Source organism: Arthrobacter zhaoguopingii, from assembly GCF_009828595.1.
GTDB lineage: Bacteria > Actinomycetota > Actinomycetes > Actinomycetales > Micrococcaceae > Arthrobacter_D > Arthrobacter_D zhaoguopingii.
The window spans coordinates 1-25,397 of the sequence record NZ_WPNY01000003.1; the positions used below are offsets into that span (position 1 = coordinate 1).

The window sequence follows — 25,397 nt, forward strand, 5'->3', positions numbered from 1 at the left end:
GCACAAAATTCGAAACCAGCCAAAAAAACCAGCCCACCACACGGGGTGCGGCAGACCAGCCAATTCAACCAATCAAAAAACAATCGGTATCAACAAACTTGGCACACTATTGAGTTCTCAAACAACAGGCACTACCGGCACCACACAACCCGACAAAACCAGGCCATCCTCGCTCCGGAGCAACTTCACAAGCCTACCCGCACCCAACCATCCCCGCAAATCGGCTGGTTTCCACCGTTCCGGCTGTTTCCAGCTGGACCCCCAACCGGCTGGATTCTGGGATCGAAAGATCCCGTTCCCAACCGTTCTTGTGGTCGCCATCCGACCGAGAACTTCGATCAGCGCGGATATAAACACTAGCACCCTTGAGCGCTGAATGTAAACCTCCGCCGGACCTCGGTGAGGCCCGGCGGAGGCCGGATAAGCGGGTTACGCCTTAGCGGTCCGGGGCGCCAGGTACAGGACACCCAAGGGGGGAACGCGCAGATCCGCATGGGCCGGCTGGCCGTTGTGCCCACCTTCGATGGCGGTGATGGTGCCGTTTCCGACCCCTGACCCGCCGAACTGCTCTGCGTCGGTGTTGATGACCTCGGTCCACTCCCCCGCCCAGGGCAGGCCGACGCGGAAACCCTCGTGCGGGCCGCCGGCGAAGTTGGCGATGCAGACGAGCGGGTTGCCCTGGTGGTCCCACCGGATGAAGGAGAGGGTGTTGCGTCCGCCGTCGTTCTCATCGATCCACTGGAAGCCGGCCGGCTCGTTGTCCCGCGCATACAGCGCCGGGGTCTCCCGGTACACCGTGTTGAGCGAGCGCACGAGTTCCTGCACACCGCGGTGCGGCGGGGTATCGCACAACCACCAGTCGAGGCCGTGCTGTTCCGCCCATTCGGACTCCTGGGCAAACTCCGAGCCCATGAAAATCAGCTGCTTGCCCGGGTGGGCCCACTGGAAGGCAAGGTAGGCCCGCACATTGGCCAGCTGCTGCCAGCGGTCCCCGGGCATCTTCCGCAGGAGGGAGCCCTTGCCGTGCACTACCTCGTCATGGCTGATGGGGAGGAGGAAGTTCTCGGTGTATGCGTACACCATTGAGAACGTCGCCTTACCGTGGTGGTAAGACCGGTTGACCGGGTCTTCGGCCATGTACTGGAGGGTGTCGTGCATCCAGCCCATGTTCCACTTCAGCCCGAAGCCCAGACCGCCTGCGCTCGTTGGCCGGGTGACGCCCGGGAACGCCGTGGATTCCTCAGCGATCATGACGATCCCCGGTGCCCGCTTGTACGCGGTGGCGGTCACTTCCTGGAGGAAGGAGATGGCCTCAAGGTTCTCCCGTCCGCCCAGCCGGTTGGGCCGCCACTGGCCTTCCTCCCGCGAGTAGTCGAGGTAGAGCATGGAGGCGACCGCGTCGACCCGCAGCCCGTCGATGTGGAACTCCTCAAGCCAGTACAGGGCATTGGCGACGAGGAAGTTCCGCACCTCCCGGCGCCCGAAGTCGAAGATCAGCGTTCCCCAGTCCATGTGCTCGCCCAGCAGCGGGTCGCCGTGCTCGTAGAGGGTCCCGCCGTCGAACTTGGCCAGAGCCCACTCATCCTTCGGGAAGTGCGCCGGAACCCAGTCCATGATGACGCCAATGCCGGCCTGATGGAGCTTGTCGACGAGGTACTTGAAATCGTCGGGGTGCCCGAACCGGGACGTCGGCGCGAAGTACGACGTGACCTGGTAGCCCCAGGATCCGCCGAACGGGTGCTCCGCGACGGGCATCAACTCGACGTGCGTGAATCCCTGCCAGGTGACGTACTCGACGAGCTGCTCCGCGAGGTCGCGGTAGCTCAGGCCGACGCGCCAGGAGGCGAGGTGCACCTCATAGACGCTCATTGGCCCGTTGTGCGGGTCCTTTGAGGCGCGTTCGGTCATCCAGGCGTCATCTTCGAAAGCATAGCGTGACTCAACGACGCGCGAACCGGTCAGCGGAGGCACCTCGGTGCCGCGTGCCATGGGGTCGGCCTTCTCCCGCCATTGCCCGTCGCTGCCGAGGATCTCGTACTTGTAGACGGCACCGGCCTGAGCGCCGGGGATGAAGATTTCCCACACTCCCGAGCTGCCGAGCGCGCGCATGGCGTTGATGCTGCCGTCCCAGCCGTTGAAGTCGGCCTTGACCCGCACGGCTCGAGCGCTGGGCGCCCAGACGGCGAAGGAGACGCCGTCGATCGCCCCGAGCACCGAGGAGTAATGCCGGACGTGGGCGCCCAGGGCGGTCCACAGGGTTTCGTGCCTGCCCTCGGCAATGAGGTGCATATCGATCTCGCCGAGGGTTGGGAGGAACCGGTAGGGGTCATCCACCAGCTGGGGCTCGCCGTCGTAGGCGACCTCCAACCGGTAATCCGGAACGTGGCCCGGAGTTTCCGCCGCGACTGTCCCGACCCAGACTCCATTGTGCTCGTGCGTCAGCTCTGCCCGCCCACTGCCGGTCACGACGACGACGGAACGCGCCAGCCGGCGCAGGGTGCGGATGGTGACGGTCCCGGAATCGTCGAGGTGCGCACCGAGCACCGCATGCGGCTGGTGGTGCATGCCGTCCGAGACCTGCTGCAGCACATCCTGCGGCACCGGGATGGGAGTGGGGTCCGACGGCGGACCGGAGGACGCCGAGGTGCCCTTCGGCGCGCCGGATGCGGAACCTCCGGCCAGCGACGACGACGCCGGCGCACCACCGCGAGCTGGTCGGGTGCCGGAGGTGGAGCCGGCACCCGATTCGGCTCCGGTGGGAGCGGGCGGTGCGGTAGGGGGCTCGGCCGCGGCACCTGAGGAAGCGGGAGTACCGCTGGGCACCGCGGCCGCCATGACGCCTACGGGCACGGCCAGGGGCTGCCCGGTCAGGGCGTGGCGGACGTCGCGCGCCGGCATTTCAACCCACTCGGGCCGGTTCCGCAGTTCGTAGACCACCTCGTAGAGGGCCTTGTCGAGCCAAAGTGCCCGGAACAGGGGCGAAGCGGGATCGACCTCGCGGCCCGTCTCGGAGGCATATCCGGCAAGGAATGCCGAGGTGGCCGCGGCGGCCCACTGCTCACCGGCAAGTGCCTCCGGAGAGCCTTCGGGTGATGCGCCGCGGGACGCGGCGGCGTATTCGAGGGAGCGGACCATGCCCACGACGTCGCGCAGCGGCACATCCGGGACGCTCCGCTCGGCGGTGGGACGAAGCGGTTCGCCTTCGAAGTCGAGCATGAGCCAGGAGCCGTCCGGGGCCCGCAGGATCTGCCCGAGGTGGAGGTCTGCATGGATCCGCTGCAGGGCGGGCAGCGCCTCAAGTCCGCGCACCTGGGCGAGGACGGCCTCGATGTCATCTTCAAGCGGCCCGACGGCCGTGCCTGCCTCGGCCCAGGCCCATTCGATGCGCCGGGTGAGTGCATCCTTGAAGGCCTCCTGCTCGGCGGCGGAGGCCTGGCTGCTGCCGAAGGCTCCCTCAAGCTGCCGGTGGATCCGCGCCACGAGGGCGCCGAGTTCGTGGGCCTCTGCGCTGAAGTCGGTTCCCGCCGAGGCGGCCAGGGCGGCGACGCGCCAGGCGTCGGTGCTGTCCTCGATAAAGTCGCGCAGCACGCTCAGGTGGCCGGTGACGTGATTTCCGGGCTCCGCGTGCGGCAGCTGCCATTCGCCGGTGACCCAGCCGAAGGTGGCCGGTACATCGGTTGAACCTCCAGCCGTCAGCCCCGCGCACACCTCGACGTCGGGGCTCTTCCCCGCCGCGATCACGCGGAAGAACTTCACGATCATCGATGACGGTCCGGAGCCGACGACGACCGAGGTGTTCGACTGTTCGCCCTTCAGCACCTTGATCGGCTGCTTCGGGGTGGGTGCCGGCAGGTTCTCGAGGGCCAGGCCCTTCACGCGTCCGTCGGCGCTGGCGCCCGAAACGCGCATCAGCTCGACCCAGGCGTTAACGAACGCCGGGTCGTGGGTGGCGTCGTAGACCCAGCGCCTGCCGAGTTCCGGATGGTCAATCTGCCCGACGAGCCCGGAGGCCGCCTCCGGAAGGGGCTCCGCCCGGTAGCTGAGCGGGACGTGGACGACGTCGGTGCGCCGGCCGGAGCCGACGGCGAGGAAGTTGACCTCGAGGGCGGCCTGGCCGGTCGGATCGTCCAGGACGGTCCCGCCGACAACGGTGAGTGAAATGTCCTTGCCGCGGGCCGGGAACCAGCGCTGTGCCGGGAGCCACTCGGTGAGGATTTCTGGAAGGAAAGGCGTGTGGGTTCCCATTACTTAATAGCCTCCGGGATAGGTATGACTGGCAGCGCCGCAGTGTGGGGCGATGCGCTGTTCGAGCTTGCCGATCGCAGCCGGAGCCAGTAGAAGGCATGGCTTCCAAGGGTCAGGGTGATGTTGCCGTCCTTGGCGAAGGCCGGGAAGGGCATTCCGCCGAACAGGTCCCGCAGGCCCCTGCCGGCGAATTCGGGCAGATGAAGGTTTGCTGCAACGGGGTGCTGGGAGAGGTTAAAGATGCAGAGCACCACTTCCGGACGCTCGGCCTCGGAGTTGCCCTCGTGGACCTCACGGACGAACGCGAGGACGGAATCCGCCTCGGTGGGCACATTGCGGTAGTCCCCCAGCCCGAAGGCCGGGTTGGCCCGGCGGACGGCCAGCATCTGGCGCATCCAGTGAAGCAGGGAGCTGGAGGTGGCAAGCTGCGCCTCAACGTTGACGTGGTTGTAGTGGTACACCAGGGACTGCACCACGGGCAGGTACAGCTTGCCCGGGTCGGCGGTGGAGAACCCGGCGTTGCGGTCGGGGTTCCACTGCATCGGGGTCCGGGAGGCGTCCCGGTCCTCGAGCCAGATATTGTCCCCCATGCCGATCTCGTCCCCGTAGTAGAGGAACGGGCTGCCCGGCAGGGACAGCAGCAGGGCGTGGATCAGCTCCACCTCGGACCGGGAGTTGTCGAGCAGCGGCGACAGCCGGCGCCGGATGCCGACGTTGGCGCGCATCCGGGAATCCGGCGCGTACCAGCCGAGCATCGCCTCGCGCTCTTCGTTGGTGACCATCTCAAGGGTGAGCTCGTCATGATTGCGCAGGAAGGTCCCCCACTGGGCTCCGCCGGGGATCGACGGGGTCTCCTTCATCGTCTCGATGATGGGGGCGGCCTTCTGGTCCCGCAGCGCGTAGAAGAGCCGGGGCATGATCGGGAAGTGGAACGCCATGTGGCACTCCGGCCCGGTCTCGTCGCCGAAGTATTCGACGACCTCCTCCGGCATCTGGTTCGCCTCGGCGATGATCACGCGTCCGGGGTAGTTCTCGTCAACCATGGCGCGCAGGTCCTTGAGGAACTCGTGCGTCTTGGGCAGGTTCTCGCAGTTGGTGCCCTCCTCCTCGAAGAGGTAGGGGATGGCGTCGGCACGGAACCCGTCGATGCCCTGATCGAGCCAGAACCGCACCACGTTGAAGATCGCCTCGATCACCTTCGGGTTTTCGAAGTTGAGGTCCGGCTGGTGGCTGAAGAACCGGTGCCAGAAGAACTGTCGGCGGACCGGGTCGAAGGTCCAGTTGGACTCCTCGGTGTCGACGAAAATGATGCGCGCGTCCTGGTACTTCTCGTCGGTGTCGCTCCAGACGTAGAAGTCGCCGTAGGGGCCCTCGGGGTCCCGGCGCGACTCCTGGAACCAGTGGTGCTGGTCCGAGGTGTGGTTCAGGGGCAGGTCGATGATGACGCGTACGCCACGGGCGTGCGCCTCGGCCACCAGCCGCTTGAAGTCGCTGATGGTGCCGAACTCATCGAGTACGTCGTAGTAGTCGGCGATGTCGTAGCCACCGTCGCGCAGCGGTGACTTGAAGAACGGGGGCAGCCAGAGGCAGTCCACGCCGAGCCACTGCAGGTAGTCGAGCTTGTCGATCAGCCCGGAGAAGTCACCCGACCCGTCGCCGTTGGCGTCCGCGAATCCCCGCACCAGTACTTCGTAGAAGACGGCCTTGCGGTACCAGTGGGGGTCGTGCGCAAGTCCGGGTGCATTGAGTTGGAAGGGGTTGGGCACTAGTGCTTCCTCCTGACATAGAGAATGTGTGCCGGTTCCACATGGGCGTCCAGCCTGACGTAATTATGTTCGCCCCAGTTCCAGCTCGAACCGGTGAGGAGGTCGTCGACGCGGAACGTGCCGTCCTCGTTGCGGTCGCCCGGATCGATCGACAGGGCGTCGAGATTGAGGGACACGGTGCTCTCCCGGGCACTGTGAGGATCGACGTTCACCACGATGATGAGCGTGTCCTTGCCCTCCGCGGTCTCCTTGTGCTTGGAGAACACGACGGTCGCAGAGTCGGTGCTCGAATGCACCGTGAGGTTCTCGAGATCACCGAGCGCGGGGTGCGCGCGCCGGATGGCGTTGAGGCGCGTCAGATACGGGGCCAGCGAACGCCCCGCGGCCTCGGCCGCCGCGTAGTCCCGCGGACGGTATTCGAACTTCTCGTTGTCGATGTACTCCTCGGCGCCCGGGCGGGCGACATGCTCGAACAGCTCGTAGCCGGAATACACGCCCCACAGCGGGCTCGCCATTGAGGCAAGCACGGCGCGGATCTTGAAGGCGGCCGGTCCGCCGAACTGCAGGAACGCGGTGAGGATGTCCGGGGTGTTCACGAAGAAGTTCGGCCGGAAGTACGGTGCCGAGACCTTGCTGACCTCGGTGAAGTACTCCTCGATCTCCGTCTTGGTGTTCCGCCACGTGAAGTAGGTGTAGGACTGCTGGAATCCGGCGCGCCCCAGGGCGTGCATCATCGCGGGGCGGGTGAAGGCCTCGGCGAGGAAGACGACGTCGGGGTGCTGAGCATTGACCTTGCCGATGAGCCACTCCCAAAACTGAACCGGCTTGGTGTGCGGGTTGTCGACGCGGAAGATCTTCACGCCGTGCTCCACCCACAGCAGCACGATCCGCAGGATCTCCTGCGGCAGGCCCACCGGATCGTTGTCGAAGTTGATCGGGTAGATGTCCTGGTATTTCTTCGGCGGGTTCTCCGCGTAGGCAATCGACCCGTCAACACGCGTCGTGAACCACTCGGGGTGCTCGGTGACCCAGGGGTGGTCGGGGGAGGCCTGAAGCGCGAAGTCGAGGGCGACCTCAAGGTTGAGCTCCGCGGCCCGCGCCACGAAGGCGTCGAAATCCTCGAAGGTGCCGAGGTCCGGGTGGATGGCGTCGTGGCCGCCGGCGGCCGAGCCGATGGCCCACGGCGAGCCGGGATCCCCCGGGGCCGCGGTGAGGGTGTTGTTCGGGCCCTTGCGGTGCGTTTCACCGATGGGATGGATCGGGGGCAGGTAGACGACGTCGAAGCCCATGGCCGCAACTGCGTCGAGCCGCTTGGCGGCCGTGCGGAAGTTGCCGGAGATCCACCGCGCGTCGGCGGCGTCATACTCGGCGCCCTCGGAGCGGGGGAAGAACTCGTACCAGGCGCCGCGTCCGGCCCGGTCGCGCTCCACCAGAATGGGGTAGGCCTTCGACGGGGTCACCATGGAGCGGATCGGCTCGCGCTCGATCGCATCGAGGATGTCGGGCGTGCTGCCTGCCGAGAGGCGTTCCTCGACGCTGAACGCCGTGTCCTGGAGGGTTGCGGCGGTGCGGCGGAACAGCTCGGCGTCGCGGGGTGAGCGGTCAGCGGCGGCCCGGGTGAACAGGGCGGCCCCTTCGGCGAGCATCAGTTCGACGTCAACGTTCGCGGCGATCTTCACCGTCGCATCGTGGACCCAGGTCCCGTAGAGGTCGGACCAGCCCTCGATGGTGAAGGTGTTGAGTCCGACGGTGGTGGGGCGGAGCAACCCCTGCCACCGGTCCAGGCCTGCGCCCACCGGCTGCAGCCGGATCCGCTGCGCTTCCTTGCCCTCCGGGCCGTACAGCACCGCTGAAACACCCAGTTGATCGTGGCCTTCACGGAACACGGTCGCGCCGACGACGATGTCCGCCCCGGGCACCGCCTTGGCAGGGAATTGGCCGCCCTCGACGACCGGGCTGACGCCCGTGATGGGAATGCGGCCGAACCGCAGGCCTTCCGCATACGTGCCTTGACGTGGTAGTTCGCTAGATAGGGTCACCCACAGCACGTTAGCGAGTATTGAAGCGAAATGCTAAGGGGGCTTGGCGTAATACAACGAGATGTTCGGCGATTACGTAAGCGGTTACGCCCGTGGCTCCCCCAGCTGAACGCAAGTGCGCTAGCGTAACCAAAGTGAAGGCAATCCGTAGATTTACAGTCCGAACCGTCCTCCCCGAAAGCATTGCCCCGCTGGGCAAGCTGGCGGGCAATCTGCGCTGGTCCTGGCATCTGCCAACAACGCGCCTGTTCGAGGACATAGACCCTGCGGCCTGGGAAACGAGCAACCGCGATCCCGTGACCTTCCTCGGCTCGGTGACGCGCGAGCGCCTGCAGCAGCTCGCCGCCAATGAGGAGCTCGTCGCCCGCATCCAGCAGCTCGGCGCCGACCTCGACAGCTACCTGACCGAGCCGCGCTGGTACCAGTCCCTCGGCGAGGACGCTCCCCGCTCCATCGCCTACTTCTCCCCCGAGTACGGCATCAGCGCCGTGCTGCCCCAGTATTCGGGCGGCCTCGGGATCCTTGCCGGCGACCATCTCAAGGCGGCCTCCGACCTCGGGGTGCCCCTGGTCGGCGTCGGACTGCTGTACCAGGCCGGCTACTTTATGCAGTCGCTCTCCCGCGATGCCTGGCAGCAGGAGACCTATCCCGTGCTTGATCCGGACGGGCTTCCCCTCACTCTGCTCCGCGAGGAGGACGGCACGCCGGCCCGCGTGGTCCTCCCGCTGCCCAACGGGCGGCAGCTGATCGCGCACATCTGGCGCGCCGACGTCGGCCGCGTTCCGCTGCTGCTGCTCGACTCCAACCTGCCCGCCAATGACGAGGCGGCGCGCACCGTCACCGACCGGCTGTACGGCGGCGGCGGGGACCAGCGCCTCCAGCAGGAACTCCTGCTGGGCATGGGCGGGGTCAAGGCACTGCGCATCTTCCAGCGCCTCACCGGCGCTCCGGCGCCCGAGGTGTTCCACACGAATGAGGGCCACGCCGGTTTCCTCGGCATCGAGCGGATCCGCGAACTGATGGATCCGGCCAGCGAATCGCCCATGAGCTGGGAGGAGGCCCTCACCGCGGGCCGCGCCTCGACGGTGTTCACCACCCACACCCCGGTGCCGGCCGGCATCGACCGCTTCGAGCGGGCGCAGATCGAGCACTTCTTCAACGCGGGCCTGGCCCCGTCCGTGCCGACCGACAAGGTGCTGGCCCTGGGCGCCGAAAACTACGAGGGCGGCGACCCGGCCAAGTTCAACATGGCGGTCATGGGCCTGCGGCTGGCGCAGCGGGCCAACGGCGTCTCCAAGCTGCACGGCGAGGTGTCCCGCGGCATGTTCTCCGGTCTCTGGCCGGGGTTCGACACCCGCGAGGTGCCCATCGCCTCGGTGACGAACGGCGTGCACGTCCCCTCCTGGGTCGACCCGCTGATCGCCGACTTCGCCCGCGAGAACTTCGGGGCCGAGTCGGTCCTCGACCAGCGGTGGGCCCGCGTGTACGACGTCGCCGACGAGAAGATCTGGGCGCTGCGGCGGAGCATGCGCTCCAACCTCGTCGACGACGTCCGCGGCCGCCTGCGCTCCTCTTGGAAGAAGCGCGGGGCCGCCGACGCCGAATTGGCATGGACCGATACGGTGCTCGACCCTGATGTGCTGACGATCGGGTTCGCCCGCCGCGTCCCTACCTACAAGCGCCTGACCCTCATGCTGCGCGACCCCGCCCGGCTCAAGGCGCTGCTGCTCCACCCCGAGCACCCCATCCAGCTCGTGGTCGCGGGCAAGTCCCACCCGGCGGACGAGCAGGGCAAGCGAATGATCCAGGACATGGTGCGATTCACCGACGATCCGGCGGTCCGCCACCGGATCGTGTTCCTGCCCAACTACGACATCGCCATGGCGCGCGTCCTGTTTCCCGGCTGCGATGTCTGGCTGAACAACCCGCTGCGCCCACTGGAGGCCTGCGGCACCTCCGGCATGAAGGCGGCGATCAACGGCGGACTCAACCTTTCGGTGCTCGATGGTTGGTGGGATGAGATGTACGACGGCGACAACGGATGGTCAATTCCAACGGCCAACAACGGAGCCTCCGCCGACGAACGCGACGACATCGAGGCGGCGGCGCTCTATGACCTGCTCGAGAACCAGGTCGCTCCACGTTTCTACGGTTCGGTGACCGCTGCCGCAGCCGGTTCGGCCGGCCCATCGGAGCCGTCGCACGACGGCATCCCGCACCAGTGGATCGCCATGATCAAGCACACCATGGCAACCCTCGGCCCGGCCGTCTCGGCCGAGCGTATGCTCCAGGACTACGTTGGCCACCTGTACCAGCCGGCCTGGCGGGCCGGCCGGGATGCCTCCGAAGATCGGTACGCGCTGGCACGGCGCACGGCCGCGTGGCGCACCCGCATTCAGGGCGGCTGGCCCGCCGTCCAGGTGGAGCACGTCGATTCCCTCGGCGTGAGCGAGGATCCGCAGATCGGCGACGCGCTCACGGTCAACGCCTACGTCGCCCTCGGCAACCTCGATCCCTCCGATGTTGCGGTGGAGGTTGCGTACGGCCGGGCCGCCGGTGACGACGAGCTCAGCGATGTGACTCTGGCCGAACTGCGGGTCGCCGAGAACCTGGGCAGCGGGCGGTACCTCTTCACCGGGGACACCCGGATCGAACACTCGGGTTCGTTCGGCTACACGGTCCGGGTGCTGCCGCGGCACGCGACCCTGGCCTCCAGCGCCGAACTCGGGCTGGTCGTCAACGCCTGACCTCCGGTGGGCAGCGCCGCCTGGCGGTGCTGCCCACCGATCCGCCGGCCCCCGGACCGGCTCCGCGGAGAATGCCTTCCTCCCGTCGGTTCCAGCCAGACGGCGGAATGAACCGCGACCTGTGGCAGATCGGACCGCCTGAGCGGTACGCGGAGTAACTTTGGGGCATGACTACTCCCCGCACCCAGCTCAGGACCCGCTGTTCCCTCATCGCCGCCCTGACGGTGGCACTCGCCGCTGCTCCTGCCGCCGTTCCGGCGGCGGCGGCCCCCAAGGCCCCCGTCGACTACGTCGCACTCGGCGATTCATACGCCTCGGGCTTCGGCGCGGGATCCTACACTGCTTGCGGCCAGTCGCCGCTGGGCCTTCCCGGGGTGCTGGATTCGAAGAAAAAGGTGGAATTGACGGCCAACGGTACCTGCGCTGGTGCGGCCGCCACCGTGGTGCCCGGCGGGGCCGTCGATGTTCCCGAACAGATTGCCGGGCTTGTGGCCGCGGGCAAACTCGGCGCCCGAACAAAACTCGTGACTCTCTCAGTGGGTGGCAACGACGCCGGTTTCTCGACCGTGGCCGGCACGTGCGCCGTCCAGCCCCTTGAAGCCTGTGCCCGCGCGCTCCAGCTGAGCTCCGCCGCCGCGCAGACGACCGTGGCTCCGAAGCTCGACGCCGTGTATGCCCAGCTGCGGGCCGCAGCCCCCAATGCCGTGGTGGTGGTGACCGGTTATCCCCACCTTTTCTCACCGGAGTCCTCCGGCCCGGCCCCGTTCCCGGCCGCGGCCCAGCAGCTTTTCAATGACGCCACCGACACGTTGAACGCGGTCATCGCTTCCCGGGCCGCCACCGCGGGATTCACCTATGTGGACGTCGTCGACGAATTCGCCGGGCACGGCGTCGGATCGCAGGATCCATGGATCACCTTCACCGGGTTCACCGCTCCCGATGACCTGCATCCGACGGCCACCGGGTACTCCAAGGGCTACCTCAAGGCCGTGCGCAGCGAGGTGAATCTCGCACAACTGCGGAAGTAGCTGCGCAGGGAGTCACTGGGCAGATATTGCCCGGTGACCGTGACAGGTCGGTGGGCATAAGGCACCCTAAACCGGCGTCCCGTTCACTGGCGAGGCTGGGTCAGTGGTCAGGCCCGGCTGACGAGCCCGTTCAGGAGGCCGAACGGCCCACGTACCTCTGACACAGATAGACGGCGACCGAATTGGCCGCCAGGGAGTCAGACTCCCCCAGGGAGATACGGGCCCCGGACCGACGCAGCGCCGGATCGGCCGAATCGAAAGCCAGTTCCATGGTGGTGGCCCTCGCCTCCGCCAGGCCCTGTCCCTGCAGGATCCAGGCGGCCGGAAGGTGGATCTTGCGGTCCGTGAGCGAGCCATTGACCGCGATGAGGGCCCCGGCCTGCCCGTCCGGATCGGCAAGCATCAACTGGACCACCCGGGTGGACGGGTCATCCCAGTCGGCCGGAGTCATGGGGAGGCCCGAGGCGTTGAACCACAGCAGCGCCGAATCGGCGACCCGGCCGGGAAAGGCCGGCGACTGCCCGGCGAGGAACCGCCGACGGATCCGAAGCAGCGCACGCGTGGCGGTGAGCATCCGTTCCGCCGCGGCGTCCTGCTGCCAGGAGATCCACGCGAGCTCGTTGTCCTGGCAGTAGGCGTTGTTGTTGCCCCGCTGGGTCCGTCCGAGCTCATCGCCGGCAGTGATCATGGGAACTCCGACCGACATCAGCAGCGTGGCCATCAGGTTCCGGGCCGTCTGCTCCCGTGCGGCGATGATCGCGTCGTTCTCGGTGCGGCCCTCTGCACCGTGGTTGTAGCTGCGGTTGTCGCTGGAGCCGTCGCGGTTTTCCTCCCCGTTGGCCTCGTTGTGCTTCCGGTCGTAGGCGGTGAGGTCCGCAAGGGTGAACCCGTCATGGGCGGTGACGAAGTTGATCGAGGCAAGCGGGGTCCGGCCCGAGTGGCGGAACAGGTTCTGCGACCCGGCCAGGGAGTCGGCGAGGCGAGCCGGTGAGCCGGCGTGCCCTACGGCCCGCAGCGAGGCCTGGTCCCGCAGCCAGAAGTCGCGGGCCGTGTCCCGGAAACGGTCGTTCCAGTCACCCCAGCCCTGTGGGAAGTTTCCGGTCTGCCAGCCGCCCATGCCGACATCCCAGGGTTCGGCGATGAGCTTCGTTCCCCGCAGCGCGCTCGATGCGCCGACGGCGACCAGGAAGGGATGCCGCGGAGTGTAGGTGTTTGTCTCGTCCCGTCCCAAGGTCACCGCGAGGTCGAACCTGAAGCCGTCGATCTGGAACTCCTCGACCCAGTACCGCAGGGAGTCGAGCGCGAACTCGATCACCTTCGGCTGCGAGAAGTCGAGCGTGTTGCCCACTCCGGTGGTGTCGAGGTACCGGCCCGCACCGTCGTGCCGGTAGTAGTCGGTGTCGCCCAGACCCCGCCAGCAGAGGGTCGGGAGGTCCTTGCCGCCCTCGGCGGTGTGGTTGTAGACGACGTCGAGGATCACTTCGAGGCCGGCCTCATGCAGCGCCTTCACCATCGACTTGACCTCCGCGAGGACCGCCGCCGGGCCCGCGGCCCGTGCCGCCGCGGTCGCGTACGCCGAGTGCGGGGCGAAGAAGCCGAGGGTGTTGTAGCCCCAATAGTTTGAGAGGCCGAGCGGCCCGAGGTGGGGTTCGTCGATCGAAAAGTGGACCGGGAGCAGCTCGACGGCGGTTACGCCCAGTTCGAGCAGGTACTCGATCATCACGGGGTGGGCCAGGCCCGCATAGGTGCCGCGCAGCTCCTCGGGAATCCCGGGGTGCAGCTTCGTCAGTCCCTTGACGTGCGCTTCGTAGATAACGGTGTCACGCCACGGCCTACGCGGCCGGGAGGAGCCGCCCCAGTCGAAGGATTCCTCAACGAAGACCGAGAAGTACACCGGGTCCTCCCCGGTCCCGCCGGCCTCTTCCACCTCGATGGCGCGCGCGTACGGGTCGAGCAGCAGCTGTCCCGGGCCCGGGCCCGGACTCGGGGGCAACGGCTCGCCGGTCGGCCAGAACCCGTAGCGGGCGCCCGGAGGGATCGGGCCGACCACCCCGTGGTGGACGCCGCCGTCGAGTCCGGGCAGCGTTTCGAAGGCCCACCGGCCGTCCTCCCGCTGAAAGTGCACGTCAATCGAAGGGATCGACGGCGCCCACACCGCGGCGTTGACGTGGAGACCATCCGAGAAACGGCCCTTGAGCCGGTGCATCCCCTGCGGGAATTCACTGGAGGCGACGGGGGCCTGCTGCGACATGCTCATGACGGGATCCGGCTCGGCGCGATCAAGCGGAACGCTGGCGGGAGATTTCGTAAAGGCTGATTCCCACCGCCATTGAGGCGTTGAGCGATTCCATGGCTGAATCGATCGGGATCGAGACGATCTGGTCGCAGTTCTCGCGCACCAGCCGGGACAGCCCCTTGCCCTCCGACCCCACCACCAGGCACACCGGGTCTTTTCCGAGGGTCAGCTCCGGCAGCGAGATGTCGCCGTCGCCGTCGAGCCCGAGCACAAAGATGCCCTTGTCCTTGAACGACTTCAGGGCCGAGTTGAGGTTGCCCACCCGGGCCACGGGCACGCGGACGGCAGCTCCCGCACTGGTCTTCCACGCGGAGGCGGTCACGCCGACGGAGCGCCGCTCCGGCACGATCACGCCGTGGGCGCTGAAGGCGGAGGCCGACCGGATGATGGCGCCGAGGTTGCGCGGGTCGGTGATTCCGTCAAGGGCGATGAACAGGGGCGCGTTCGCAATGTGGCCGCGCTTGAACTTGTCCACCGTCTCGTCGACCAGGTCGAGCGCATCGGCGTAGTCGTAGGGCGGGATCTGCAGCATCAGCCCCTGGTGCACCGCACCTTCGGTCATCCGGTCGAGTTCGGGCTTGCCGGTTTCCATCACCGGGACGCCGCGTTCGGTGGCGAGCTTGAGCGCCTCCCGGACCCGGTCGTCCATCTCGACGCGGATGGCCACGTGGAGCGCCTTGGCGGGGATGCCGGCGCGGAGCGCCTCAACCACTGAATTGCGGCCGGTCACGATTTCCTCGGTGGCCTTGCCCTTCCGGCCCGAACCGGGGTTCTTGCCGCCGCCGCGCTTGGCGGCGGAGCGCTCGGCCAGTTCCTTGGTCTTGTACGCCTTGTGGTACGGGCGGTCCTCCGCCTTCGGGGTGGGGCCCTTGCCTTCGAGCGCCTTGCGGCCGTGGCCCCCCGTGCCGATGGTGGGGCCCTTTTTCAACTTGCGCACCGCGCCTGGACGTCCGTGACTGGCCATGGGGAAACACCTTTAAATAGAGGAAAAGTCTCCACCAGTTTACGCGGACCACACCCGGAGGCATTCACGGACGGAAACAGGTGCGTTCAGCGGCCGGCGATGCTCCACTCGGCGCCGTCGGCGGAGTCCTCGACGGCGATGCCGGCGCCGGCCAGCGCGTCCCGGATGGCGTCGGCACGGGCCCAGTCCTTGGCGGCGCGGGCCGCCTCACGCTCGCGCAGAGAGGACCGGATCAGGGCGTCGAGTGCGGCGGTCTGTTCGGTGTCGGCCGTCCCGGTGTCGGTGGCATCATCGAGCCCGAGGACGCGGACCATCGCGGCGACCCCTGCCTGCGCGGTGCGCGCCCCCTCGGCGTCGCCTGCCGCCAGGGCCGTGTTGCCGGCCCTCACGGTTTCGTGAAGGACGGCGAGGGCCTGCGGGATGTTCAGGTCGTCATCCATCGCGTCTCCGAAGGCCTCCGGCAGGTCCGCCGGTGCACCGGCGGCCGGCCCGAAACGGGTGAGGGCCTTGCCCAGGAATCCATCGATCCGGTCGACCGCTGCCGCCGCTTCCTCGAGCGAGGACGGGCGGTAATCGAGCACCGACCGGTAGTGGGCCTGCCCGAGGTAGTACCGCACCACGCGCGGCTTGGCGCGGGCGATCATTTCCTCGGGGCTGACCGTGTTGCCGATCGACTTGGACATTTTCTCGCCCTCGAAGGTGACAAGGCCGTTGTGCATCCAGAACTGCGCGTACCCGCGCTTGGCGGCGCGCGCCTGAGCCAGCTCGTTCTCGTGGTGCGGGAAGCGCAGGTCGAGCCCTCCGCCGTGGATGTCGAACTGCTCCCCGAGGTATTTGTGCGTCATTGCGCAGCACTCGGTGTGCCAGCCGGGCCGTCCGGCACCCCAGGGGCTGGGCCATGACGATGAGGCAGGGTCGGTGTCCTTGTGGCCCTTCCACAGGGCGAAGTCCCGCGGGTCGCGCTTGCCGCGCGGGTCGGCGTCGGTGGCGGCCTGCATGTCGTCGATGTTCTGGTGGGTGAGGGCGCCGTACTCGGGCCAGGAGCGGACGTCGAAGTACACATCCCCCGATCCGTCGGGGGCGGGATAGGCGTAGCCGGTGTCGATGAGTTCCTGGATCAGGGCCTGCATCTCCGGGATGTGACCGGTGGCCCGCGGTTCGTAGGTGGGCCGGCGTACCCCGAGGGTGTCGTAGGCCCGGTTGAACTCGAGCTCATAGCGGTAGGCCAGCGCCCACCACTCCTCGTTCCGGATCCCGCCCGGCGCCGGTTCCCCGTCGTTGAAGGAGGCCTTCGACTTTTCGAGGATCTTGTCGTCGATGTCTGTGACGTTCCGGACCGAAGTCACCCGGAACCCGCGGGCCTCGAGCCAGCGGGTCAGCTGGTCGAACACGATGGCCGAGCGGACGTGGCCCACGTGCGGCATGCCCTGGACGGTGGCACCGCAGTAGTAGAGGCTGACGGCTCCCGGGGTCAGGGGGACGAAGTCCCGTACCTCGGCGGTGGCGGTGTCATACAGTCTCAGGCTCACTGCACCAGATTAGCCGAACCGCCGCCGCCCACCGGGCTGTTACCCGTATGAACGACGACGGCGGTGGCCAGCGCGGCGATGCCCTCGCCACGCCCGGTCAGACCGAGACCGTCGGTGGTCGTCGCCGAGACGCTCACGGGTGCGCCGGCCGCCGCCGAGAGGACCGCTTCGGCCTCGCTGCGGCGGGCGGCGAACCGGGGACGGTTGCCGATCAGCTGCACGGCGATATTGCCGACGCGGAAGCCCGCCCCCCGGACGATCGCGGCCGCCTCTGAAAGGATTGCCACCCCGGAGGCCCCGGCAAGTTCAGGGCGGTCGGTGCCGAAGTGGGTGCCGAGGTCGCCAAGGCCCGCGGCGGAGAAGAGCGCATCGGCGGCGGCGTGGGCGACGACGTCGCCGTCGGAGTGGCCCGCCAGCCCGCGCTCACCCTCCCAGGAAAGGCCCGCGAGCCACAGGGGGGCCGGCGCATCCTCCGGGGCATAGGCGTGGATGTCGGTGCCGATACCGGTCCGGGGCAGGGGCGCCGCCGGGGGCAGTGCGCTTTCGGTCATAGGGGCCTCTTCGGGGTCGGCGGTGGGTGCAGGGGGCGTGCCGGCCGCAGTTTGAACGAGCGTTTCGGCGAGCATCAGGTCCAGCGGGGTGGTCACCTTGAAGGCGGCCGGGTCGCCCTCGACGGTGACGACGGGGGTGCCCGTGGCCTCGATGAGCATCGCGTCGTCGGTGATCAGCGGATCCCCGGCGCCGGTGCCCGCGTGCGCCTCCCGCAGCAGGCGCGCGGTGAAGCCCTGGGGAGTCTGGACGGCGCGCAGGCCGTTCCGGTCGGGAGTGCCTTCAACCCGGCCGCCGCGCACGGCCTTGACGGTGTCGGCCACCGGGACCACCGGGACCACCGCGTCCGCGCCCGCCCTGAGGCGGGAAACCACGCGTCTGAAGACCTCGGGCGGGGTCAGGGCGCGTGCGGCGTCGTGGACGAGGATGACCGGAGCGTCGGTGGAAAGCGCGGCGATGCCCGCCCGCACCGAGCCGGCCCGGCTGGCTCCGCCGTCGACGACCCGCACCGGGACCGCACCGGGGAGGCCTTCCGCCACCGACCGCAGGACGGCATCACCGGCGGGGATGACGACGGCGATTTCCGCGGCGACACCGGAGTCGAGCACCGAGCGCAGGGACCGCTCAAGGAGTGTGAGGCCTCCGCAGAGGACGCGGGCCTTGGGGATTCCGTGTCCCAGCCGCTGCCCGGAACCGGCGGCGACGATCACCACGCCCGCCGTTCCGGCTGGAGGCGTGCTGGGAGGAAAAGGCGCTTTCGGGGAAGGCGTGGGGCGGGAGGACACCAAATCACCCTACGGCAGCCGAACGCAAAAGAAGGACCCCCCTCAGGGAGCCCTTCTTGTGCTTTATGGACCTGCCGCCTAGGAGGCGAGGACCTCGTCGAGAACGCTTGCGGCCTTCTCTTCGTCGGTCTTCTCCGCCAGCGCGAGTTCGGAGATCAGGATCTGCCGCGCCTTGGCGAGCATCCTCTTCTCCCCGGCCGACAGCCCGCGGTCGTGATCACGGCGCCAGAGGTCGCGGACGACCTCGGCCACCTTGATGACGTCGCCGGATGCAAGCTTCTCAAGGTTCGCCTTGTATCGGCGCGACCAGTTGGTCGGCTCCTCGGTGAACTCGGCACGCAGTACGTCAAAGACGTGCTCCAGGCCTTCCTTGCCCACCACATCACGAACCCCGACAAGGTCGACGTTTTCTGCTGGTACTTCGATCGTTAGATCACCCTGTGCCACCTTGAGCTTGAGATACATCTTCTCTTCGCCCTTGATGACGCGCATCTTGATCTCTTCGATCTTCGCTGCGCCGTGGTGAGGGTAAACAACTGTTTCGCCAACCTCAAAAACCATGTGGACTTTCCCCTTTCCCGCAAGTCAGTTTATCACGGCGGCGACACGCCGACGGCGCGTTTTCGCAGGTCAGCGGCCTCCAACGGACCGGTTTCGCTATGATTCGCCTCTTGACGCGGCGGCGAATCGATGATCGGGCCCTGTCACGCGCGGCGAAACGGACTCCGCCAAACGGGCGCTTTGGCGATAGTGTGTTTCTAGTTTCACCACCCACCCCCGGCGCCGTGCCGGAAGACCCCAGGAGTTTGAGCTGTGAGAATTGCACCGAACCGCCGAGTGCAGCAGGCCGCCGTCGCCGGCGTCGTGCTGGCCATGCTGGGGATCACCGGCTGCAGCGTGATCAACGAGCAGTCAACCACCCGTCAGTACGCGGCGTCCGACGGCATTGTCGAGAACCTCGGCCCGGTGGAGCTGCGGAACATCCTGATCATCTCCACCGACGAGGGCGAGCCGGGGACCCTCCTCGGCACCGCATTCAACACGAGCGACGATCCGGTGCAGCTCACCATCGAGGGTGAGAACGAGACCTCCGAAATCACCATTGACGGCGGCGACAAGTACGTGTTCGAAGATGAGGTCGACGACGACGGCACCCTCGAGGGCATCAGTGAGATCCCGGGCTCCCTCGTCGACCTCGACTTCACCGTCGAATCCGAGACCGCGACCTATGGCGTACCGGTGCTCGATGGAACCCTGGCGGAATACCGCGAGTTCGTCCCGGGCGGATACACTCCGGAGCCAAGCGAGCCGGCCGCGACCGAAGAGGCCCACGGGGGCGAGTAGCTCCCCTCCGCCAGGCTGAGCCGGGGCCCGATTCGGGCCCCGGCTCAGCGCTTTAACCCCGGGACAGGACCCCTAGGGTCAGGTGTCCGACCCGCTCAGGGCTCGAACTTGTACCCGAGGCCGCGCACGGTGATCAGGTGGCGCGGCGCGGAGGAGTCGGGCTCGATCTTTCCCCGCAGCCGCTTGATGTGCACGTCGAGGGTCTTCGTGTCGCCGACATAGTCGGCGCCCCATACCCGGTCGATCAGCTGGCCGCGGGTGAGTACCCGGCCGGAGTTGCGCAGGAGCATCTCCAGCAGCTCGAACTCCTTGAGCGGCAACGCCACCTGGGTGCCCTCGACGCTCACGACGTGCCGTTCGACGTCCATGCGGACCGGACCGGCCGAGACAGTGCCGGAGACGAGCTCCTCGGGCTCCCCCTGCCGGCGCAGGACCGCCCGGACCCGGGCGACGAGCTCCCGGGACGAGTAGGGCTTGGTGACGTAGTCGTCGGCGCCGAGCTCGAGCCCCACCACCTTGTCGATCTCCGAGTCCTTCGCGGTCAGCATGATCACGGGGACGCTTGAGCGCTGCCGCAGCTGACGGCATACCTCGGTCCCGGAAAGCCCCGGCAGCTGGAGGTCGAGCAGGACGAGGTCCGCCCCCGCCCGGTCGAATTCGGTGACCGCGTCGAGCCCGTTGTCGACGACGGCGACCTCGAAGCCCTCCTTCCCCAGCAGGTACGACAGCGGGTCGCTGAAGGACTCCTCATCTTCGACAATCAAAATCCGGGTCAAGCGCTCACTCCCTGCTCCTGGGCGTTGGTTCCGCCCTTTTTCTCTGGCTTTGAATCCGGCTGCGGTGTCGGCTGGGCGGCCGGCTGGGCTTCGGCGCCCTGCCCGTCGTCGGCCGATTCCATCTCGGGAAGCCGGACGGTGAAAGTGCTGCCCTGCCCGGCCATCGACCAGACGGTCACCTCGCCGCCGTGGTTGGAGACCACATGCTTGACGATGCTCAGCCCCAGACCCGTGCCTCCGGTCGACCGCGAGCGCGCCGCGTCGATGCGGTAGAAGCGTTCGAAGATGCGTTCCTGTTCCTCGGCCGTGATCCCGGTGCCCTGGTCGGTGACCGAGACTTCGGCCAATCCGTCCCGGGAGCGCAGGCCGATGCCGACCCGGGTCCCCTCCGGCGAGTAGCGGATGGCGTTGTCGATCAGGTTACGGAACGCCGTCATCAGCTGGTCGGGATCGCCGAAGACCGGCTCGTCGACGGTGCCGCGGACGACGATCTCAATGGAGTTACTCTCTGCCGGGAGCCGGTTCCGGTCGACGGCCTCCTGGATGACGGTGTTGAGGTTCACCGGCTTGCCCTTGCGCACGATGTCGGCGCCCTGCAGCCGGGAGAGCTCGATGATGTCCTGGACCAGGGCGGAGAGCCGCCCCGATTCCTTATGCATCCGCTGGGCGAACCGGCGGACCGCCACCTCGTCCTCGGCCGCGTCGTCGAGGGCCTCGGCCAGCAGAGAGATGGCGCCCACCGGGGTCTTCAGCTCGTGCGAGACGTTGGCGACGAAGTCGTTGCGGATCTCCTCGGTGCGCGTGATCTCGGTCCGGTCATCGGCCAGGATCAGGATGTACTCGGCGCCGAGGGAGGCGACGCGCACCTGCAGGATGATGGTGCCCTTGCCGAGCGGGCCGCGCGGCAGTTCGAGCTGCTGCTGCTCGATCACGCCGTCGCGGCGGACACGCGCCGTCAGGTTCAGCAGCTCGTCGTGCACCACCGTGTGTCCCCGGACCAACCCGAAGGCGTAGGCCGCGGGGCTGGCGCGGACGACGCCGTCGATGGCGTCGACGATCACGTAGGCGCGTCCAATGATGGAGAGCACCTCCGCCGCACCCTCGGGAAGGGTCGGTTCGTCATCGAAGAGGAGCTGGCTGTGCTTGGCCTCGCTGGCCCGGTAGGCCAGCATCCCGAACACGCCAAGGGCCAAGCCGACGAGCCCGGTGACCAGGCTGAGCAGTACTGGGTCCACGGTCATAGCTTATGCGCTGGAATCCCGGCCGGGCCCGCATCCGGTGGCAATAGGCGGGTGGTTCAACTAACGTTCACCTAAAGCTGCGGGAACGTTCATGAGGGGCTGAAAAGCTGGCCCGCGGACCTGTTCCCGCAGGTGAGTAGAAACTTCCTACGGAAAGGACGCCCACGTGCGTAAGGTTTTTCAGGCCGAACTCCACCAGATTGGCGAGGAACTGATTGAGATCTCGCAGCTGGTGTCGGAGGCCATCCAAAAAGCCAACAGCGCTTTCCAGGGTGCCGATACCGAGCTTGCCCAGGAAGTGATCGCGGCCGATGCCCGCATCGACTTCCTGCAGAACTCCCTCGACGAGCGGGCGATCGACATCCTTGCGCTGCAGGGGCCGGTCGCCAGCGACCTGCGGATGATCGTCGGGGCCCTGCGCATGAGCGCCTCCCTTGAGCGGATGGGTGATCTGGCCCGGCACGTGGCCCAGCTGGCACGCCTGCGCTACCCGGCCCACGTCATCCCCGAGAAGATCCGACCGACCTTCGATGAGCTTGCCGTCCTGGACATCCAGATCGCCGGCAAGGTCACCGAACTGCTGGAGACGCGGAACCTCGACCTCACCAACGAGATCAACGCCGCCAACGCCCGGGTGAACGAGCTTCACGCAGGGGTGTTCAAGGCTGTTGCCGCCGCCGACTGGAACGAGTCGGCGCCGACCACCGTCGACGTCACCCTCGCCAGCCGGTACTTCGAACGCTTCGCCGACCACGGGGTATCGGTGGCCCGCAAGGTCACCTACCTCGTCACCGGCGAGTGGCACCCCAGCGCCCCGCTCAACTGAGCAGCGTGGACTGGACAGACGACGACGGCGGCTTCCGGAAGGAAGCCGCCGTCGCCTTTAAGCTCAAGTGCCTAGTGCTTGCCCTGGTTGGCCACGGCCCGGATTGAGGCAGCGGCGGCCTCGGCGTCGAGGTAGGTGCCACCGGCCTTGATCGGGGTGAGGTTCTCGTCCAGTTCGTACACCAGCGGAATGCCCGTGGGGATGTTCAGGGCGGCGATATCCTTGTCGCTGATCCCGTCCAGGTGCTTCACGAGGGCGCGCAGCGAGTTGCCGTGCGCGGCGACGAGCACCGTCTTGCCGGACAGCAGGTCCTTGCTGATGTCCGACTCCCAGTAGGGCAGGAACCGGTCGAGGACATCCTTGAGGCACTCGGTGCGGGGCAGGTCCTCGCCGAGGTCCGCGTACCGCGGATCGTTGCTCTGGGAGTACTCGCTGGAGTCCTCGAGCGGCGGCGGCGGGGTGTCGTAGGAGCGGCGCCACAGCATGAACTGCTCCTCACCGAACTCGGCGAGGGTCTGGGCCTTGTCCTTGCCCTGGAGGGCACCGTAGTGGCGCTCGTTGAGGCGCCAGTTGCGCTTGACGTCGATCCAGGTGCGGTCGGCGGCCTCGAGGGCGAGGTTGGCCGTAATAATCGCGCGCTTCTGCCGCGAGGTGTAGACGATGTCCGGGAGGAGGCCCTCCTCGACAAGGAGTTCACCGCCGCGGATCGCCTCCTTACGGCCCTTTTCCGTCAGTGCCACGTCGACCCAGCCGGTGAACAGGTTCTTTTCGTTCCACTCGCTCTGTCCGTGGCGCAGCAGAATCAGTTTGTGAGAAGTCATGGGTCCTAGTCTGCCGTATCCGGCGCCGGCGGGCATCCGTGCACCTGTGGTGCAAGTACCCTTGGACGGTGCACTTTCACCTCCGCGCCGGGAAGCCCGTAGGCGCCATCACACGCGGAACCACGAATCCCAACCGGCTCCGCCGGGTCGACCGGTGGCTGGCCGGGCCGCAGGCATGGCGCCTGCGCCGCGCGGAGGACCCCCTCGTCGTCGACCTCGGCTATGGCGCCGCACCGGTGACCGCCGTCGAACTGTTCGGCCGGCTGCGCCGGGTGCGCCCCGACAGCGAACTGATCGGCATCGAGATTGACCCGGCCCGGGTCGAGGCAGCGCGGCCGCTGGAGCGGGCGGGCCTCAGCTTCCGCCAGGGCGGCTTCGAAGTTCCGGTGGCCGGACGCCGCCCGGTGCTGGTGCGCGCGTTCAATGTGCTCCGCCAGTACGACGAGGAGGACTATCTGGCGCACTGGGACACGGTGCGGTCCCGGCTCTCCGAGGACGGGCTGTTCATCGACGGAACGTGCGATGAGATCGGCAGGCGGTCAACCTGGGCCGCCATCGACCGGCACGGTCCAGTGTCACTGAGCATCTCGATGCGCTTCGGCGCCTTCTCCCTGCCCTCGGACGTCGCCGAGCGCCTTCCGAAGGCCCTGATCCACCGCAACGTTCCCGGCGAAAACATTCACCGCTTCCTGCTGGCGATGGACCGGGCCTGGCTTGATGCGGCTCCGCTGGCCGCCTTCGGGGCGCGCCAGCGGTGGACGGCGATGTGCGCGGCGCTGGCGGAGGCAGGCTGGCCCCTGCTCGACTCGCCGTCGCGCTGGCGCCTCGGCGAGGTCACCGTGGCGTGGAGCGCCGTCGAGCCGGCCGGCACAGCCGGGCTGGCAGCGTAGAGGTCGGGATAGCTCCCGGGGCCTTACCAGGGGCCGTACGGACCCTGGTTGCCGCGGCCGCGGATCTCGCTGACCGCCGGCTTCACGTCGGCGAGGTAGACGCACGCGGCGACGACGGCGACCAGCTTGAACAGGCCGAATCCCGGGCTGAGTGCGCTGAAGATGCCGACGACCACGGCGCCGCCGGTGATGGCCATCCAGAAGCCCTTGGTGCGCTTGAGGGTCGCCTCAAAGGACGCCGCCGGGCGCCGCACGCAGTCGGCAAAGGCCCACAGCTCGAGACCCAGCGCAACATAGCCAAGAACGAGGTACAGGTAGAACTCGAAAGTCAGGATGATACCCACGGAGTTAGCTTAGCCGCTGGGATGCCTTGAGCGCGTTTTCGAGGTCCGCCCACAGATCCTCGACATTCTCGATGCCCACCGACAGCCGCACGAGGGCCTCGGGGACCGTGGCCGGCTCCCCCGGCTGGCGGCGCCGGCGTTCGATGAGGGATTCGACCCCTCCGAGCGAGGTTGCCGGCAGCCACAGGCGCACCGCCCCGACCAGCGCTTCGGCGGCTTCGACGCCCCCGGCCGGCTCGATGCAGACGATGGCGCCGAATCCGCTCAGCTGCGCCTTGGCCCTTTCGTGGCCGGGATCCTGCGGCAGTCCGGGGAACCGGACGCGGTCAACCGCCGGGTGGGCGGAGAGCCGGGCGGCGAGTTCGGCCGCGTTGGCCTGCGCCCGTTCCATCCGCACCGCCAGGGTGCGCAGCCCGCGCAGCGCCAGCCACACCTCGAAGGGACCGGCGACGGCGCCGTGCAGGGTCCGGTGGGCCAGCAGCCGCTCCCGCAGGGCAGGATCGGAGGTGGCGAGCGCCCCCAGGACGACGTCGGAGTGGCCCGAGAGGTACTTGGTCACCGAGTGCAGCACGATGTCGACCCCGGTCGCGAGCGGCCGGGAGAGCAGCGGGGTGTTGAAGGTGTTGTCGGTGACGACCAGCGCCCCGGCGGCGCGCGCGGCATCGGCCAGGCGCGTGGTCTCGGCCACCTCGAGCATGGGGTTGGTAGGGCTTTCCAGCCAAAGCATGCCTGCCGGTGAGCCGGGCAGCGCGTCGATCTCGCGCAGCACGGCGTCGGTGTCGGCGATGTCGACGGTGCGCAGTGTGAATCTGCCGGAGGCCGCCTCGGCCGTGGCGAGGCTGACGGAACCGGCGTAGGCGTGGCGCGGCATGATGACGGTGCCGCCGGCCGGCACGAGGGAGAGGGCCGCGGCGGCGGCGCCCAGCCCGGAGCTGAACACCAGGGCAGGGAGGGCCGCGCCCTCAAGCCGGCCCAGCGCCTCTTCGAAGGGGTCCCAGCTCGGGTTGGACATGCGCCCATAAATCCGGTCGCCCGGCTCCGGCGCCCGGGTTTCGTGGAAGGTCGTCGACAGCACCAGGGGCGGGTTGGCCGGGGCGTCATGCTCCCGGGCGGGCCGACCTGCCGCGACGACGACGGTATCGGGAGCCAGGTCGGGGTCGGAATTAGCCATGGGGAAAGGGTAGCCCGGAGGGTTTGTCCCTGCCGC

General features: G+C 67.9%; 19 protein-coding genes. 6 read left to right on the forward strand and 13 right to left on the reverse strand.

Features of this window, described 5'->3' with window-relative positions; genetic code table 11:
* Positions 1-360 (forward strand): hypothetical protein (locus GVV86_RS18540; protein ID WP_210252875.1); only part of this gene is annotated, 360 nt, incomplete at its 5' end.
* Between the two features lie 69 nt (positions 361-429).
* On the opposite strand, the gene glgB is transcribed toward GVV86_RS18540, so the two are convergent.
* From glgB to GVV86_RS04650, 3 genes are read right to left on the reverse strand one after another with little or no spacing between them, the layout of a single operon-like run.
* Positions 430-4,245, reverse strand: a complete 3,816-nt coding sequence (glgB, locus tag GVV86_RS04640) for a 1,4-alpha-glucan branching protein GlgB (protein ID WP_159801692.1) — start codon at positions 4,243-4,245, stop codon at positions 430-432.
* A complete protein-coding gene (gene treS, locus GVV86_RS04645; RefSeq protein ID WP_159801694.1) occupies positions 4,245-6,011 on the reverse strand; it encodes a maltose alpha-D-glucosyltransferase in 1,767 nt (588 codons plus the stop codon). The genes glgB and treS overlap by 1 nt, the downstream gene beginning before the upstream one ends.
* Positions 6,011-8,050, reverse strand: a complete 2,040-nt coding sequence (locus GVV86_RS04650; RefSeq protein ID WP_159801696.1) for an alpha-1,4-glucan--maltose-1-phosphate maltosyltransferase — start codon at positions 8,048-8,050, stop codon at positions 6,011-6,013. The genes treS and GVV86_RS04650 overlap by 1 nt, the downstream gene beginning before the upstream one ends.
* A 134-nt stretch (positions 8,051-8,184) precedes the next feature.
* On the opposite strand from GVV86_RS04650, the gene glgP reads away from it, so the two are divergent.
* Positions 8,185-10,797 carry an alpha-glucan family phosphorylase gene (gene glgP / locus GVV86_RS04655; protein WP_159801698.1) on the forward strand — a complete coding sequence of 871 codons (2,613 nt, stop codon included), beginning with the start codon at positions 8,185-8,187 and terminating at the stop codon, positions 10,795-10,797.
* 167 nt (positions 10,798-10,964) lie between these two features.
* On the forward strand, positions 10,965-11,825 hold the full coding sequence (locus GVV86_RS04660) for an SGNH/GDSL hydrolase family protein (RefSeq protein WP_159801700.1): 861 nt from the start codon (positions 10,965-10,967) through the stop codon (positions 11,823-11,825).
* Between the two features lie 130 nt (positions 11,826-11,955).
* On the opposite strand, the gene glgX is transcribed toward GVV86_RS04660, so the two are convergent.
* From glgX to GVV86_RS04685, 5 genes are all read right to left on the reverse strand, one after another.
* Positions 11,956-14,082: a glycogen debranching protein GlgX gene (glgX, locus tag GVV86_RS04665; protein ID WP_159801702.1), complete on the reverse strand. Its 2,127-nt coding sequence runs from the start codon at positions 14,080-14,082 to the stop codon at positions 11,956-11,958.
* A gap of 22 nt (positions 14,083-14,104) precedes the next feature.
* Entirely contained in the window at positions 14,105-15,085 is a 981-nt protein-coding gene (rlmB, locus tag GVV86_RS04670; RefSeq protein WP_159617070.1) for a 23S rRNA (guanosine(2251)-2'-O)-methyltransferase RlmB, read from the reverse strand.
* A gap of 86 nt (positions 15,086-15,171) precedes the next feature.
* Complete coding sequence (cysS, locus tag GVV86_RS04675; RefSeq protein ID WP_159617072.1) at positions 15,172-16,614, reverse strand: cysteine--tRNA ligase; 1,443 nt, start codon at positions 16,612-16,614, stop codon at positions 15,172-15,174.
* Positions 16,611-17,948: a 2-C-methyl-D-erythritol 4-phosphate cytidylyltransferase gene (gene ispD, locus GVV86_RS04680; RefSeq protein WP_425513917.1), complete on the reverse strand. Its 1,338-nt coding sequence runs from the start codon at positions 17,946-17,948 to the stop codon at positions 16,611-16,613. Before ispD ends, cysS begins: the two co-directional genes overlap by 4 nt.
* Positions 17,949-18,026: 78 nt before the next feature.
* Positions 18,027-18,509, reverse strand: coding sequence for a CarD family transcriptional regulator (locus GVV86_RS04685; protein ID WP_028280415.1), 483 nt, complete (start codon positions 18,507-18,509; stop codon positions 18,027-18,029).
* Between the two features lie 252 nt (positions 18,510-18,761).
* Between GVV86_RS04685 and GVV86_RS04690 the strand changes: the two genes are divergently transcribed.
* Positions 18,762-19,292 (forward strand): hypothetical protein, encoded by a 531-nt coding sequence (locus GVV86_RS04690; protein WP_159617076.1) that lies wholly within the window; start codon positions 18,762-18,764, stop codon positions 19,290-19,292.
* Between the two features lie 95 nt (positions 19,293-19,387).
* On the opposite strand, the gene GVV86_RS04695 is transcribed toward GVV86_RS04690, so the two are convergent.
* Both GVV86_RS04695 and GVV86_RS04700 read right to left on the reverse strand, forming a co-directional pair.
* Positions 19,388-20,068 carry a response regulator transcription factor gene (locus GVV86_RS04695; RefSeq protein ID WP_159617078.1) on the reverse strand — a complete coding sequence of 227 codons (681 nt, stop codon included), beginning with the start codon at positions 20,066-20,068 and terminating at the stop codon, positions 19,388-19,390.
* Complete coding sequence (locus GVV86_RS04700) at positions 20,065-21,303, reverse strand: sensor histidine kinase (protein ID WP_246199658.1); 1,239 nt, start codon at positions 21,301-21,303, stop codon at positions 20,065-20,067. Before GVV86_RS04700 ends, GVV86_RS04695 begins: the two co-directional genes overlap by 4 nt.
* A 172-nt stretch (positions 21,304-21,475) precedes the next feature.
* On the opposite strand from GVV86_RS04700, the gene phoU reads away from it, so the two are divergent.
* Complete coding sequence (gene phoU, locus GVV86_RS04705) at positions 21,476-22,135, forward strand: phosphate signaling complex protein PhoU (RefSeq protein ID WP_159801706.1); 660 nt, start codon at positions 21,476-21,478, stop codon at positions 22,133-22,135.
* Between the two features lie 71 nt (positions 22,136-22,206).
* Here the strand turns inward: phoU and GVV86_RS04710 are convergent, their stop codons facing one another.
* Positions 22,207-22,956, reverse strand: coding sequence for a phosphoglyceromutase (locus GVV86_RS04710; RefSeq protein ID WP_159617084.1), 750 nt, complete (start codon positions 22,954-22,956; stop codon positions 22,207-22,209).
* 68 nt (positions 22,957-23,024) lie between these two features.
* On the opposite strand from GVV86_RS04710, the gene GVV86_RS04715 reads away from it, so the two are divergent.
* A complete protein-coding gene (locus GVV86_RS04715) occupies positions 23,025-23,846 on the forward strand; it encodes an O-methyltransferase (protein WP_159617086.1) in 822 nt (273 codons plus the stop codon).
* Positions 23,847-23,869: 23 nt separating this feature from the next.
* Here the strand turns inward: GVV86_RS04715 and GVV86_RS04720 are convergent, their stop codons facing one another.
* Together GVV86_RS04720 and GVV86_RS04725 are read right to left on the reverse strand one after the other, a co-directional pair.
* Positions 23,870-24,190, reverse strand: a complete 321-nt coding sequence (locus GVV86_RS04720) for a DUF2516 family protein (protein ID WP_246018999.1) — start codon at positions 24,188-24,190, stop codon at positions 23,870-23,872.
* Positions 24,191-24,194: 4 nt separating this feature from the next.
* Complete coding sequence (locus tag GVV86_RS04725; protein ID WP_159617088.1) at positions 24,195-25,361, reverse strand: trans-sulfuration enzyme family protein; 1,167 nt, start codon at positions 25,359-25,361, stop codon at positions 24,195-24,197.
* Positions 25,362-25,397 lie beyond the last annotated feature (36 nt).